The following is a 13280-nucleotide window of genomic DNA, read 5'->3' on the forward strand; positions in this document are numbered from 1 at the left end:
CTCCATATCGGGGAAGCCCCCTTCCTACAGGAGTTGATAAACAATGAGCAAAGAGGCAATCGTATTCAATCAGGTATCCAAAACATTCCCGAAGGCGGCGAAGCCTTCTGTGAATGAGACGAGCCTCGTTATTCCGCAAGGCTCTTTTGTCACGATATTAGGCGCGTCTGGCTGCGGAAAAACGACATTGCTCAAAATGGTCAACCGGATCATTGAGCCAACAGCAGGCATCATCTCGGTGTTCGGCAAAGATATCAGGAGCTTGCCGGTTACGGAGCTGCGCCAAAGCATCGGTTATGTCATTCAGCAGGTGGGGCTGTTTCCCCATCTGACGATCGAACAGAATATCGCAACCGTCCCTGATATATTAGGATGGGATCGCCAGAAAACGGCTGAGCGAATCAACTACTTGATGGAGCTTGTCCATCTGCCGGAAAACTATAAAAAGCTGTATCCACGCCAGCTGTCCGGCGGTCAGCAGCAGCGTGTCGGCATAGCGAGAGCGATGGCGGGAGACCCCGCAATCCTGCTAATGGATGAGCCGTTTGGCGCGATCGATGCGATTACGCGGACGAAGCTGCAGGATGATTTCAAGCAAATTCAACGCGAGCTTGGCAAAACGGTTTTATTTGTGACGCATGACGTGGATGAGGCGATGAAGCTCGGAGATCGCATGATTGTCATGAATGAAGGCACGATCCAGCAATATGATGCTCCGCTTGCGATCATGTCAAATCCGAGCAATGATTTTGTGTCACGCTTGATTCAATCCGACAACTTGTTCCAGCAGCTGCATCTTATGCGTGCGGAGGAGCGGATGATCGAACTTGCGGAAAGTACAGCAGGCGACAACATTCCCCGCGTCCAAAAGGGGGAGAGCCTAAAAACGGTGCTTCAAATGTTGTTGCAGCAAAACATACCGTATGTGGCTGTGGAAAACGAAGAGCATGAGCTTGTTGGCAGGATCACGCTTGAGCAGCTAAAGCTGCAGAACGGCAGGTGAACGTAGATGATCGACTATTTTAGCCGCCATTATGACGATCTATTGGCCTCCTTGCTTGAGCATATTTATCTTACTTTCGTGTCGCTGTTTATAGCGCTGCTAATCGCGCTTCCGCTTGGTTACTGGCTCGCAAGACATCGCCGGATTTCGGTTCCTATATTGTCCGTGTTAGGCATCATTTATGCGATCCCGAGCCTCGGCATGTTCGCTTTGCTTATTCCGCTCGTTGGGCTTGGGAGCAAGCCAGCCATTATTGCGTTAGTTGTATACAGCCAGCTGATTTTGGTGCGCAACGTCATATCAGGGTTTCAATCCATTGAGCCGTCTATCCTTGAGGCAGCAAAAGGAATGGGCTTTGGCGCTTGGAGGATGTTCGTCCGAATCGAGCTCCCGCTTGCGCTTCCGGTCATCATTGGCGGGGTGAGGATCGCTTCGGTTTCCGTTATTGGCATAGCGACGATTGCAGCTTGGATCAATGCGGGCGGATTAGGAGGCATTTTATTCGAGGGCTTGTACCAAAATTCCGTTCCTAAAATGGTCTGGGGCACGCTGCTCGTTTCACTTCTGGCCTTATCGACGAATACGATTCTTCTGAGACTCGAAAAAACCACGCTGCATAGAGCACGCGGCGAACAGCGGGTATGATATACTATTCCACATACATGTAATAATTATTGCTTATATTTCGAGGTGTAATGATGAATGGTACTCAAACATTAGGGCGTGCTATCGATATTTTGTTCGTGCTTGCGGAGTCGGGAGCTACGCTTACGGTCAGCGAGATTGCGGAGAAGGTAGGCATCCCGGACAGCACGGCATATCGTTTTATTCAAACCCTTATAAAAAATGGTTTTGTGGAGCGCAAGGGCAGGGGACAAATTGGTTTAGGGCTGCGCATCTTTGATTTAGCCAGAAGCTTGTCTCAGCAAATTGAGAAGGAGCTTCTAACGATTGCTAGGCCGGTAATGGAGGAGCTTACCGCTCTAACGAACGAAACGACCGTTTTGTTCGTCCGCTCCGGCTCTAAAGCCATTTGCATCGAAAATGTAACGAGCAAACGGCTGATCAGGCTCTCCATTGAAAATGGCAGAGTACTGCCGCTTAACTCTGGCGCCTCAGGAAAGACGCTGCTCGCTTATGAAAATGACAAGGTTATTGAAGAGATGTGCAAGCTTTTTGCGGAAGATGCCAGCAAGCCTTCGTTATTGCAGGAGCTGCAAGGCATAAGGAAAGCTGGCTATAGCTTCACATTGGGCGAGGTGGATACCGATGCTTTTGCAATCGCGGCTCCGATTTTTGATCCGCAGCAGCGAATCGTCGCGAGCTTATCGGCAGCGGGTCCGATTCACAGACTTAATGAGAAAGAGATTCCAATTGTGATTCAATACGTGAAAGCGGCTGCATCACAAATTTCGTGCAAGCTAGGCGGTTTGGCATAAGTATTTTCCAAATAAGATGGTTAAAGAGCAGCGGAGCGCATATAGCGATCCGTTTTTTTGTCGTGAAATAATTGTGGTATGAAAATAAAAAGATGGGGATAGTAAGGTGGTGCTTTACTAACGAATTGAAAAGGATGGTGTATTAAGTATGCAACAAGGCGATGAAATGACATCAGGTGAGAAAAGCAGTTCGTTAATGAGGCTTGCTGCAAGATACATAGGCGCAGTGTTGCTAGCCGTAACATTAATGCTCAGCATGCCTCATACCGGACATGCGATTGGCAAAAACGCGAAGGGGCCGGATGTGTACGTGATCCAAGGCATGTTGAAGTCACTGGGCAGCTACTCTGGTCCAATCGATGGCTATTATGGTCCATCTACCGTTCGCGGCGTAAAATACTATCAGAAAAAGCACGGGCTAAAGGCAACCGGCTCTGTGGATGCTAAAACATTAAACTCCATTTCATACTCGTATTCAGTGTCGAAGTCTTCGATGAAAGCTCGGAGCAAAGCGAAGTCGAATATGAAAGCAAAATCAATTGGCAACGGTAAAGGCAATGGAGCTGGAGCTGGTAACGGCGCAGGCGGCGGAGCTGGTGGCGGTGCAGGCGGCGGAACTGGTGGCGGAGCAGGCGGCGGAGCTGGTGGCGGCGCAGGCGGCGGTGCTGGTGGCGGAGCAGGCGGCGGTGCAGGCGGCGGAGCAGGTGGCGGAGCAGGCGGCGGAACTGGTGGCGGAGCTGGTGGCGGCGCAGGCGGCGGAGCAGGTGGCGGAGCAGGCGGCGGAGCAGGTGGCGGAGCAGGCGGCGGAGCTGGTGGCGGCGCAGGCCAAGGCAAAGGCGGCGGATTTGGCGGCGGAGCAGGTGAAAACCGTGGCAAAGGCGGCGGATTTGGCGGCGGAGCAGGCGAGAACCAAGGCAAAGGCGGCGGATTCGGCGGCGGCCAAGGCGAGAACCGTGGCAAAAGCGGCGGAATTGGCGGCGGCGCAGGCGAGAACCAAGGCAAAGGCGGCGGAATTGGCGGCGGCGCAGGCGAAAACCGAGGCAAAGGCGGCGGAATTGGCGGCGGAGCAGGCGAAAACCGTGGCAAAGGCGGCGGATTCGGCGGCGGCGCAGGCGAGAACCAAGGCAAAGGCGGCGGAATTGGCGGCGGCCAAGGCGAGAACAAAAGCAAGGGCGGCAACATTGGCGGCGGCCAAGGCGGCAACCACAACCATGGCGGCAATGGCGGCCTAGGCGGAGGCAACAACCAAGCTCCTGGCGGCGGACAGTCAGGTAACCAAAGCAAAGGCGGCAACCAGTCCGAGAATCAAGCTCCAAATAGCAGTCAGCAATAAGCGAATAACGTTTTGAATAGGTAGACGAAGAGGACCTCTGAGAATGAGGTCCTTTTTGTTTTGCCATTTTCCGTTTAGTGTGCTGCCCATTGGATTTACGTTGCAAAAAGTGCAACGTAAGCTTCAAATGAAACCACTACTAAGAAGCAATGATGCAGAAATGCGTTAGAAATAGCCTCCAAAGTGGAAGATGAGGCGGAATTCAGCGATTCTGCTGTAAAAAATACATTGTAGCAAAGGAGCAGGCGGCAAATTTTGAATTACGTTGTATAAATTGCAGCGTAGCATCCATGCATACCGCATCAGCTGCTTGTGGAGACAAACGTATGAGGAATCAAAGTGATTAAAAAACACACTTTATTCTAAAGATACCTTTAAAAGTGCCTCATGCGCTGACCCTTACATCGCAGCTTGATGTGCGCGGCAATCCGATGACACTAGTCCGGTCGTGCCGTTTGGAGGTCAATTTGCCGCTGCTGATTGGCTTCTTTTTATAGGGCTCCGTTTGAAAATCCATTTGCAAAAGAGAAATGAATGACATATCATGATATATTATTAGAGACATGTTGATATGGTCAAATGGGAGAGGGGTTCAATATGAATGAAACTTCGTCTAAACCGATGTACGAAAAAATATTTGAATCGGTAAAAAATCAAATTTTAACGAAGGTATATGGCATGGGAGAACGGATCCCTTCGGAGAAGGAATTGGCGGAAGCCTATAAAGTAAGCAGAATAACGAGCAAAAAAGCGCTGGAGCTGCTTACGAATGAGCGTTTGATCGTACGAAAGCCGGGGAGAGGATCATTTGTTGCTGATCCAGCTACCGATTTCGGGTCCGCTGCTGCTCCCTCTCAGGCTGCTGCGTCTTCTTTGGCAACGGAAATGACGACGATTGGACTCGTCATAACCGATTTTGGCAACAGCTATGGGACGGGTTTGATCTATGGCATGGAAGAAGCTTCAAGAGAGCATGATTGCTTCCTTGTGCTCCGCAGATCTTTTGGCATACCGGCCAATGAGGAGCTTTCCATTCAGAAGCTGCTAGATTTGGGGGTAGACGGATTAATCATTTTCCCGGCGCAGGGGGAGTATTTTAACGAGGAAATTTTGAAGCTGGTTATTCGCAGATTCCCTCTCGTATTAATAGATAGGCACTTAAAGGGAGTTTCCGCCGCTTCGATCAGCTCCGATAATGCCGCTGCCGCCAGAAAAGCAACTTCCTATTTATTTGAGCTAGGCCATCGCCATATTTCGTTCCTATCACCGCCGCCAATGGATACGACCGCTGTCGAGGATCGGATCGAAGGGTTTATTCAAGCGCATGCCGAGCACGGGATTGCGGTGGATCGGGAGCTGTGGGTAAGCGATTTGACCTCAACCCTGCCGAATTCATTCAGCGATGAAAACATCGAACGGGATATTGAAAAGCTAATGGAGCATTTGAAGGAGCATCCGTTCATTACCGCATTGTTCGCTATTGAATATAACATTGCGCTGCTAGCCAAATCGGCTGTGGAGCGGCTGGGCCTTCGTATTCCTCAAGATATTTCGATTATTTGTTTCGATAGCCCGTCCACCAGACTTGGCGGCGGTTATGCCTTTACCCATATTCGCCAAAACGAAGAGGAAATGGGTCGCCTAGCCATCGGCCATGTGCTGCAAATTATGCAAGGCCAAGCCGTACCGAACAAAATCATGCTTGAAGCGGATCTAATCATTGGAGAGTCGACAGATAAAGCAAGCAAATAATGGAGCCGCGCCTATAGAGCGTTCAACATCACTCGATTAGTGATGTCGAACGTTCTTTTTTTGTGTGCAGCCCAGTTTAAATGATATATTAGCTTGTATAATGTCGAATTATATTTAGATTGACATACATATTTCATACTAATATACTAATCACATGAAAGCGTTTACTATTTATCGAATAAACCAAACAAAAGGGAGGCTTGGCAATGAAATCGAAGCAATGGTTGATGGGGTTAACGGCAATGGTGCTCGCAACGTCGCTTATGGCTGGATGCTCGGGCAATACGGACCAGAAAGATACAGGCGGAAACACGAAAGCGGGAGAAGGAAGCTCGAAAAACAATAAAGCGGTAGAGTTGACCTTCTGGGGCGATTGGGGCGGCGAAGGGCAAGCGCAATTTGAGACAATGGTGGATGCCTTCAACAAATCGCAGGATAAAATACGCGTCAAATACGTGCTGCAGCAGGATATGATCACAAAGTTTCTGACGGCTGCAACCTCGGGCGGCTCACCGGACATTCTGTTCTGGGATCGTTGGAGAACGTCGCTGTATGCGCCGAAAAACGTGCTCCATCCGATTGATGAATATTTAGAGCGTGACGGCATTTCGCGCGATGACTATTATGAGGAATCGCTAAAGGAGCTTTCCCTGAACGATAAGCTGTACGGACTGCCGCTGACGGTGGATGCGCGCGCGCTCTTCTATAATAAGAAGCTTCTTGACGAAGCGGGCTTGCAGCCGCCAAAAACATGGGATGAGCTTGCGGATGCCGCAGCCAAGCTAACGAAGTGGAATGGCAATAAGCTGGAGGTTGCAGGCTTCTCGCTTGGCGATGTCGGATTGTTCAACATGTATTTGCAGCAAGCAGGCGGACATATGCTTACCGAAGACGGCAAAACCAATTTTAACAACGAGCAGGGCAAGCAAGTTTTGCAATACTGGGACCGTCTGCTCAATCAAGACAAAGTGTATAAAGTCGGCTTTGAGCAAGGGTTAGGCGAGGGACAGGATGCGTTCGTAACCGGCAAGCTGGCGATGCAGTTTACTGGTCCATGGATGCTAAGCACTTATAAAAAATACGGTAAAGATTTGGAATTTGGCATTGTGCCGCCGCCAGCTGGACCGGGCGGCGACAAAGGAAGCGTCATGGGCGGATTCGGCCTTGTTATTCCAGAGGGCGCGAAGCATAAAGAGGAGTCGTGGACATTCATTAAATGGTGGCTTGCAAACAAAGACAACGCGCTGCTATGGGCAAAAACGAGCTTGAACATTCCGGGCTACAAGCCGGCGCTCGAAGATCCGTTTTTCAAGGATGATCCGCTCTGGAAGCCGTTTATGGATACGCTGGAATTCGCGAAGGTGCGTCCAAACCATCCTGGTTACTCGGTGTTGGAGGGCGATGCGCTAATACCGAACCTTCAGCTATTCCAGCAAAACAAGCAAAGTATCGAGGATACGCTTAAGAAATCGCAGGAGCAGGGCGATAAGCTGCTGAAGGACAATAGCGAAGTGAAATAATGCTTTAGCACTTTAAAAAAGAAAGGGAGGAAATCCTCCCTTTCTCCATGGAGGGGGGAGTTCCTATGGCTTCCGTTAGAAAGCTGGATCGTCATCAGGCAAGAACGGCATATGCTTTCATTGCGCCGACCATGCTGCTGTTTCTCGTTTTTACCGTGATCCCTGTATTTATGGCGCTTTATTTGAGCTTCACCAACTATGATGTGCTAAGCCGCAAGGATTGGGTTGGCTTCGAAAATTACCGGCGCTTGCTGGATGATGAGCTGCTTTGGGTTACGTTCAAAAACGTATTCCTTTATGCGGTCGTATTTGTTCCATTCAATATTATTATTTCGCTCGGGCTAGGCATTTTGATGAACCGGGCTTGGCGCGGCATTAAGCTGTTTCGGACGTTGAATTACTTGCCTACGCTCACTTCATCCGTAGCAGCAGCTACCGTATGGATCTGGCTGCTTCATCCCGAGTTTGGACTCGTAAACGGTTTGCTGTCGTATGTCGGCATTACCGGACCGGCATGGGTAGCCCAGACCGAGACGGCGATGCTCTCGATCATTATGGTGACGCTCTGGCAGTCTGTCGGCTCCAACATGATTATTTATCTTGCCGGCTTGCAGGGCGTTCCTGATTATTTGTACGAATCAGCACGGCTTGACGGGGCGACCAAGCTTGATTGCTTCCGGTTCATTACATGGCCGCAGCTCAGGCCAACAACCTTCCTTGTCAGCACGTTATCCATTATCGGGGCGCTTCAGTTATTTGATCAAGCGTTCGTGCTTACCCAAGGCGGGCCGGCCAATGTGACCAAAACACCGGTATATCTGATCTACCAGCAAGGCTTTAATCAGCTGCAAATGGGCTATGCGTCAGCGCAGGCATTTGTTCTGGCAGTAGCCATTCTCATTTTCTCCGTCATTAATATGAGAATTACTAAAGCAGAAGAGTCTGTGATATAGGGGGATGCATATGGAAACGGTCGGAAATACCCCCTTAACCAAGGGATTGAAGAAAACGTTCTATTATGTCGCGTGCGCCTTGATCGCCATCGTCATGTTTTTGCCCTTTTATTGGAGCGTGCTCACTTCCTTTAAACCGGATGATCAAATTTTTGCGATGCCGATCAAATGGCTGCCTACGGATATTACGTTTGAGCATTACAGGAAGGCGTTTACGACGGTGCCATTCGGCTTATATTTCTGGAACTCCTTTGTGCTTGCGGCTTCAGGGGTATTATTTAATCTCTTTTTAGGATCATTGGCGGGTTATGCGTTTGCCAAGCTCAAATTCAAACTAAGCCAGCCGCTATTTCGGGTATTGCTCGCGGCGATGATGATACCGGGAATCGTTACGATGATTCCAAGCGTTTATGTGCTGCAGCATCTTCCTTTCTTTGGCGGAAATGACTTGCTTGGGGCAGGCGGGCATGGTCTTATGAATTCGTTTTGGGGCATTATTTTGCCAGGTGCTTCGGGAACGTTTGCGGTCTTCTTTATGCGGCAGTTTTTCTTAACGCTGCCTACCGATATGCTGGAGATGGCGCGCATCGAAGGCTGCGGAGAATTTATGATTTTTTGGCGAATCTATTTGCCGCTGACGAAGCCGGCACTCGCTACGCTTGGGATATTTACGTTTCAGGCAGGCTGGAACAGCTTTCTGTGGCCGATGATCGTGCTTAATGATCCGGCAAAAGCGACGGTTCAAATGGGGCTGCAAGCCTTTTCCTACAACTTTCAAACGGATTTTGGTCCGATGATGGCAGGCGCCTTGGTCGCTATATTGCCGATACTGATTTTGTTTCTGCTGCTGCAGCGCTACTTTGTGCAAGGAATAGCGTTTAGCGGAATTAAAGGATAGCCGTGACGGCTCGATCAGCCATATGCAGCGTGTGGAGATTGGAACGAATAATGACATAAGGGGAGAAGGCAGATGAACCAATTAGCGGTAGGAGTATGGGAGAAGCGTGCTGACGAGGCTCAGGCAGCGCTGGAGCACTATTTTTGGAATGATGCGATACGGATGTACAATATTGAGACGCCGTGCCCGGATGGCAAATGCAATACGATTTTTCATTACTGGTGGATGGCGCATGCGGTTGACGTGCTGGTAGACGGCTTGGTTCGAACAGGGGATTCGCGTTATACGGAAAGGCTGCGCATTTTCTATGAAGGGATATTGGAGAGAAACGGCGGCTCTTTGCCTAACCAATTATATGATGATATGGAATGGATGGCGCTGGCCTGGCTGCGTGCTTATGCGGCAACCGGAGAAGAGACGTACAAGCAAGCTGCTTTGGAGCTATGGGAAGATATTAAAACCGGCTGGAACGAGCATATGGGAGGCGGCATCGCATGGCAGAAAACGCAGCTCGATTACAAGAACACGCCTGCTAATGCGCCGGCTGCGATTTTGGCGGCACGCTTATATCAAGCGTTCAAGGACGAGAGCGATTTGGAATGGGCGCTCAAAATATATCATTGGCAGAAGGATCATCTCGTAGATCCGGCAACCGGCTTCGTATGGGATGGGATGAACCGCAACGGGGACGGCGCCATCGATAAAGAATGGAAGTTTACGTATTGCCAAGGCGTATTTATTGGCGCTGCGGTAGAGTTGTTCCGCATAAGCGGCGAGCAAGCGTATTTGGATGATGCGGCACGTTCCTTCGAGGCAGCGGTTTCGGAGCTGGCTGATTCAGTCACGGGCATCTTGCCTGATGAGGAGACGGGAGATGGCGGCTTGTTCAAGGGCATTCTCGTTCGGTATGCAGCGGAGCTGGCGAAGGAAACGGGCGGAGCCGGCGCTTGGCAGCTGCTGCAGGCGAACGCTGAGCAGCTTTGGCTGAGCGGCAAAGCGGATGATAAGGCATTGTTTAATCAAAATTGGACAGAAATGCCTGGCGGGCTCGTTACGCTTAGCGTGCAGCTTAGCGGAGTCATGCTGCTGGAGCGAATGGCGGAGCGCCGCGGATGAGCATAATGAATAGGGCTGATTTTGCACAGGATGCTTTGATGGGCAATTATTGGAATGAAACGACCTCGATTATGAATCAATGGTATCCGCGCGAAGCGAACAGGGCTGACGAAAACTATTACTACTGGTGGCAGGCGCATGTGATCGACGTGTTTGTGGACGGGTTGAACCGGACGGGAGACCGCCTTTATAAGGACCGAATTGAAGCGATTTACGAGGGATTGCTTAGGAGCAACGGCGGGACGTTTCTGCACCATTATTACGATGATATGGAATGGCTCGGATTAGCTTTGCTGAGAGCCTATCAAGCCACTGGCAATGAAGCGTATAAACAAAGCGCCTTGGAGCTGTGGGCGGATATTAAGACGGCTTGGAGCGACCATATGGGCGGCGGCATGGCCTGGAACAAAGGACAATTGGATTATAAAAATACGCCGGCCAACGCGCCTGCTGCTATACTCGCCGCAAGGCTGTTTCAATGCTTTGGGGACAAGTCGGATTTGGAATGGGCTTTGAAAATATATAAGTGGAACAAAGAAAATCTGGTTGATCCTGAAACCGGCTTTGTATGGGATGGCATCAACCGCTTGGGCGATATGCAGATCGATTATGATTGGGCGTTTACGTATTGCCAAGGCGTTTATATCGGCGCTGGCGTAGAGCTGTATCGCAGCACGGGAGATCGGTCGTTTCTGGATGAGGCGAAGCGTACGGCGCACGCGTGCATCGTGAGATTATGCAGCCCGGGAAACCTCGTATTGCCTGATGAGGGCATCGACGATACGGGGCTGTTCAAAGGCATTTTGGTAAGGTATTTGGTCGAGCTGCTGCGTGCTGCTCCGGAGATGAACGAGGTGCGGGAAGTTGTCCTTGCCAATAGGGCGATTTTGTTGGAGCAGGGACTGGATAAGGCAAGCGGCTTATGCGGCCCTTCGTGGGAGGGCCTTCCCGTGGTGCCGGTACAGCTAAGCGTCCAGCTTAGCGGCGTGATGCTGCTCGAAGCGGCCGAGGCGCTTCAGCGTTTGGAATAAAAGAGTCCCCGTTAAGCTGGATTTACAGCGCAGCGGGGACTTTTTATTAGAGGTCATTGAGACCGGTAAAGGTTTGGATGAATTTTCGCGGCGAGATCGATACGATTTGCTTAAAGGCCTTGCTGAATGCGAAGACGCTGCCATAACCGACTTTCTCTGCGATGGTCGTAATCGATAACGGCGTATAAATTAATAGATGCTTCGCTTTCTCGATGCGGTAGCGCATCTGGAATTGATGGGGCGTAAGCCCGTATTTTTGTTTGAACAGCCGCGAGAAGTGATAGACGCTTAGCGTTGCCGTTTTGGACAGCTCTTCAAGAAGGATCGCCTGGTCAAAACGTTCCATGATTAGTGTCGCTGCCGCATCCAGTGATTTATGATGGACGCGGCTTCGAGTCAATTCGTATGCTTCCAGCCCTTTGGCAATGAGATAGATCAGCTTTAAAACTAACGATTTTTGCAAAATGTAAAATGCAAGGTCACGCCGTTCATACGCATAAATAAGCTGCTGCAGCGTTTTTAATATTTCCCCGTGGTTGTCCACTCGAATGACATCCGGTATTTGCAGCACGGACCCTAAGACGTCTTCACGAATCCATCCCTTTTCCTGCTCGCTGCATTCGGACAGGCTTTTGTAGCTGATGGGCACTTCCTCATGATTGTCCGCATAGAGCGCGTCAAAATGAATATGCGGCATCCAGCATTCGCCGACCGATTCGATAAACTCATGCTCCTTGCCAGGCTTAAACAGTACGATGTCACCGGGCAGGATGTTATGGATAGTATGGTCGATTCTTAACGTTAGCTGTCCCTTCTCTAAGTAAAGCAGCTCATAGTCGAAAATGATCCGGGCTTTCAGGCGCATGCCTGATTCGCGATGATTCCAAGCTCTGCGGACGTTTGGGGAAAGCTTGGCCATTAGTCCTTTTTTTGATTCGGAGAACGCTTCCATTTCATCACTCCAAAATAGCAGGATTGGACAAATAATAACAAGCTGAAATAAAGAAGTTCCCAAATAACTATGCTAACATAAGCAATGTAAACGGTAACAATACATAGCATATTCTATTATATGACGGAGCTGTTTAACGATCAATCACTGACATTTATGGGGAGTGAGCATTCGGTAATGAGTCGATTTAACGGGCTAGAGATGGGCATAGGCAGCTTGGCTAGAGTTTCTGATGCGCAGACTCGTTCGATAAGCGCAGAAAACTTTAACGGCGAAAAGGGCAAGGGCGGTATGGCAACGGAAGGTACCGGCGCGAATTGCGCGCGGGATTTGGGGATCGGCTGGAAGGTGTCGCCTTCGGTGGAAATCGCGGCTGGAGCGACCTTTACGATGGCGGATATCGACGGTCCGGGAGCGATTCAACATATATGGCTGACATGCGCTCCGGCGAACTGGAGAAATATGATTCTCCGCATGTATTGGGATGACGAGGAGCAGCCTTCCGTAGAGGTTCCGATTGGAGACTTCTTCTGCAACGGCTGGCAGGAGCGAAGCGACGTAAACTCGCAGCCAATTGCCGTAAATCCGGCTGGGGGGATGAACAGCTACTGGCTGATGCCGTTTCGGAAGCATGCGAAAATGACGGTCGAGAACAAAGAGGCCGACAAGGTCGTATTGTATTATCAGGTCGATTACACGCTAACGGACGTGCCGGATGATATGGCTTATTTCCATGCCCAGTGGCGAAGATCCAATCCCGTGCCGTACGGCGAAGTCCATACGATACTCGACGGCGTAACCGGAAAAGGGCATTATATCGGCACTTATTTGGCTTGGCAGGTCAACAATACAGGCTGGTGGGGCGAAGGCGAAATTAAGTTTTTTATGGACGGAGACAAAGCGTTTCCGACGATCTGCGGAACAGGCACGGAGGATTATTTTGGCGGCGCATGGAACTGGGAGCAGCCGCGCGGGCAATACGGCACTTACTCTACCGCGTACTTAGGCATGCATCAGCTGATTAAACCGGACGGCTTATATCGCAGCCAGCAGCGGTTTGGCATGTACCGTTGGCATATCATGGACCCGATCCGGTTCCATAGCGACTTGAAGGTGACGATCCAAGATCTAGGCTGGCGTTCGGGAGGAAGATATTTGCCGCAGCAAAGCGATATTTCTTCAACGGCTTTTTGGTACCAACTGGAGCCGCATGCTTCGTATCCTTCTCTGCCGGGGAACGACGAACGGGAAGTCATTTGACTTCTAAAATAGTAAATGAAATA

The 13280-nt window shown here is 50.2% G+C and carries 12 protein-coding genes; 11 read left to right on the forward strand and 1 reads right to left on the reverse strand.

What is annotated here, in order from left to right:
* Nucleotides 1-43: 43 nt before the first annotated feature.
* From A7975_RS19510 to A7975_RS34990, 10 genes are all read left to right on the forward strand, one after another.
* Entirely contained in the window at nucleotides 44-1003 is a 960-nt protein-coding gene (locus tag A7975_RS19510) for an ABC transporter ATP-binding protein (protein WP_053374909.1), read from the forward strand.
* A gap of 6 nt (nucleotides 1004-1009) precedes the next feature.
* Nucleotides 1010-1648 carry an ABC transporter permease gene (locus tag A7975_RS19515; RefSeq protein ID WP_053374910.1) on the forward strand — a complete coding sequence of 213 codons (639 nt, stop codon included), beginning with the start codon at nucleotides 1010-1012 and terminating at the stop codon, nucleotides 1646-1648.
* A gap of 50 nt (nucleotides 1649-1698) precedes the next feature.
* Nucleotides 1699-2442, forward strand: coding sequence for an IclR family transcriptional regulator (locus A7975_RS19520; protein ID WP_255314364.1), 744 nt, complete (start codon nucleotides 1699-1701; stop codon nucleotides 2440-2442).
* A gap of 148 nt (nucleotides 2443-2590) precedes the next feature.
* On the forward strand, nucleotides 2591-3775 hold the full coding sequence (locus A7975_RS19525; RefSeq protein WP_141680358.1) for a peptidoglycan-binding domain-containing protein: 1185 nt from the start codon (nucleotides 2591-2593) through the stop codon (nucleotides 3773-3775).
* 597 nt (nucleotides 3776-4372) lie between these two features.
* Entirely contained in the window at nucleotides 4373-5527 is a 1155-nt protein-coding gene (locus A7975_RS19530; RefSeq protein ID WP_065386187.1) for a GntR family transcriptional regulator, read from the forward strand.
* A 206-nt stretch (nucleotides 5528-5733) separates the two neighbouring features.
* Nucleotides 5734-7047: an ABC transporter substrate-binding protein gene (locus A7975_RS19535; protein WP_065386188.1), complete on the forward strand. Its 1314-nt coding sequence runs from the start codon at nucleotides 5734-5736 to the stop codon at nucleotides 7045-7047.
* A gap of 65 nt (nucleotides 7048-7112) precedes the next feature.
* Nucleotides 7113-8000 carry a carbohydrate ABC transporter permease gene (locus A7975_RS19540; protein ID WP_065386189.1) on the forward strand — a complete coding sequence of 296 codons (888 nt, stop codon included), beginning with the start codon at nucleotides 7113-7115 and terminating at the stop codon, nucleotides 7998-8000.
* A gap of 10 nt (nucleotides 8001-8010) precedes the next feature.
* Nucleotides 8011-8898 (forward strand): carbohydrate ABC transporter permease, encoded by an 888-nt coding sequence (locus tag A7975_RS19545; RefSeq protein ID WP_053374915.1) that lies wholly within the window; start codon nucleotides 8011-8013, stop codon nucleotides 8896-8898.
* A 72-nt stretch (nucleotides 8899-8970) separates the two neighbouring features.
* Nucleotides 8971-10014 carry a glycoside hydrolase family 76 protein gene (locus A7975_RS34985; protein ID WP_231637447.1) on the forward strand — a complete coding sequence of 348 codons (1044 nt, stop codon included), beginning with the start codon at nucleotides 8971-8973 and terminating at the stop codon, nucleotides 10012-10014.
* Nucleotides 10011-11045, forward strand: a complete 1035-nt coding sequence (locus A7975_RS34990) for a glycoside hydrolase family 76 protein (protein ID WP_255314366.1) — start codon at nucleotides 10011-10013, stop codon at nucleotides 11043-11045. The genes A7975_RS34985 and A7975_RS34990 overlap by 4 nt, the downstream gene beginning before the upstream one ends.
* 46 nt (nucleotides 11046-11091) lie before the next feature.
* On the opposite strand, the gene A7975_RS19555 is transcribed toward A7975_RS34990, so the two are convergent.
* The gene (locus A7975_RS19555; RefSeq protein ID WP_065386190.1) at nucleotides 11092-11997 is read right to left on the reverse strand and encodes an AraC family transcriptional regulator; all 906 of its coding nucleotides are present in this window, start codon (nucleotides 11995-11997) and stop codon (nucleotides 11092-11094) included.
* Nucleotides 11998-12174: 177 nt separating this feature from the next.
* Between A7975_RS19555 and A7975_RS19560 the strand changes: the two genes are divergently transcribed.
* Entirely contained in the window at nucleotides 12175-13257 is a 1083-nt protein-coding gene (locus A7975_RS19560) for a glycoside hydrolase family 172 protein (RefSeq protein WP_065386191.1), read from the forward strand.
* The last annotated feature ends 23 nt before the right edge of the window (nucleotides 13258-13280 follow it).

Source organism: Bacillus sp. FJAT-26390, from assembly GCF_001682865.1.
Lineage (GTDB): Bacteria > Bacillota > Bacilli > Paenibacillales > Paenibacillaceae > Pristimantibacillus.

What these genes read in the sequence shown, in the direction of transcription:
- A7975_RS19525 (WP_141680358.1), top strand. Translation starts at nt 2,591, where the DNA reads ATGCAACAAGGCGATGAAATGACATCAGGTGAGAAAAGCAGTTCGTTA.
- A7975_RS19555 (WP_065386190.1), bottom strand. Translation starts at nt 11,997, where the DNA reads ATGGAAGCGTTCTCCGAATCAAAAAAAGGACTAATGGCCAAGCTTTCC.
- A7975_RS19515 (WP_053374910.1), top strand. Translation starts at nt 1,010, where the DNA reads ATGATCGACTATTTTAGCCGCCATTATGACGATCTATTGGCCTCCTTG.
- A7975_RS19540 (WP_065386189.1), top strand. Translation starts at nt 7,113, where the DNA reads ATGGCTTCCGTTAGAAAGCTGGATCGTCATCAGGCAAGAACGGCATAT.
- A7975_RS34990 (WP_255314366.1), top strand. Translation starts at nt 10,011, where the DNA reads ATGAGCATAATGAATAGGGCTGATTTTGCACAGGATGCTTTGATGGGC.
- A7975_RS19560 (WP_065386191.1), top strand. Translation starts at nt 12,175, where the DNA reads ATGAGTCGATTTAACGGGCTAGAGATGGGCATAGGCAGCTTGGCTAGA.
- A7975_RS19510 (WP_053374909.1), top strand. Translation starts at nt 44, where the DNA reads ATGAGCAAAGAGGCAATCGTATTCAATCAGGTATCCAAAACATTCCCG.
- A7975_RS34985 (WP_231637447.1), top strand. Translation starts at nt 8,971, where the DNA reads ATGAACCAATTAGCGGTAGGAGTATGGGAGAAGCGTGCTGACGAGGCT.
- A7975_RS19545 (WP_053374915.1), top strand. Translation starts at nt 8,011, where the DNA reads ATGGAAACGGTCGGAAATACCCCCTTAACCAAGGGATTGAAGAAAACG.
- A7975_RS19535 (WP_065386188.1), top strand. Translation starts at nt 5,734, where the DNA reads ATGAAATCGAAGCAATGGTTGATGGGGTTAACGGCAATGGTGCTCGCA.
- A7975_RS19530 (WP_065386187.1), top strand. Translation starts at nt 4,373, where the DNA reads ATGAATGAAACTTCGTCTAAACCGATGTACGAAAAAATATTTGAATCG.
- A7975_RS19520 (WP_255314364.1), top strand. Translation starts at nt 1,699, where the DNA reads ATGATGAATGGTACTCAAACATTAGGGCGTGCTATCGATATTTTGTTC.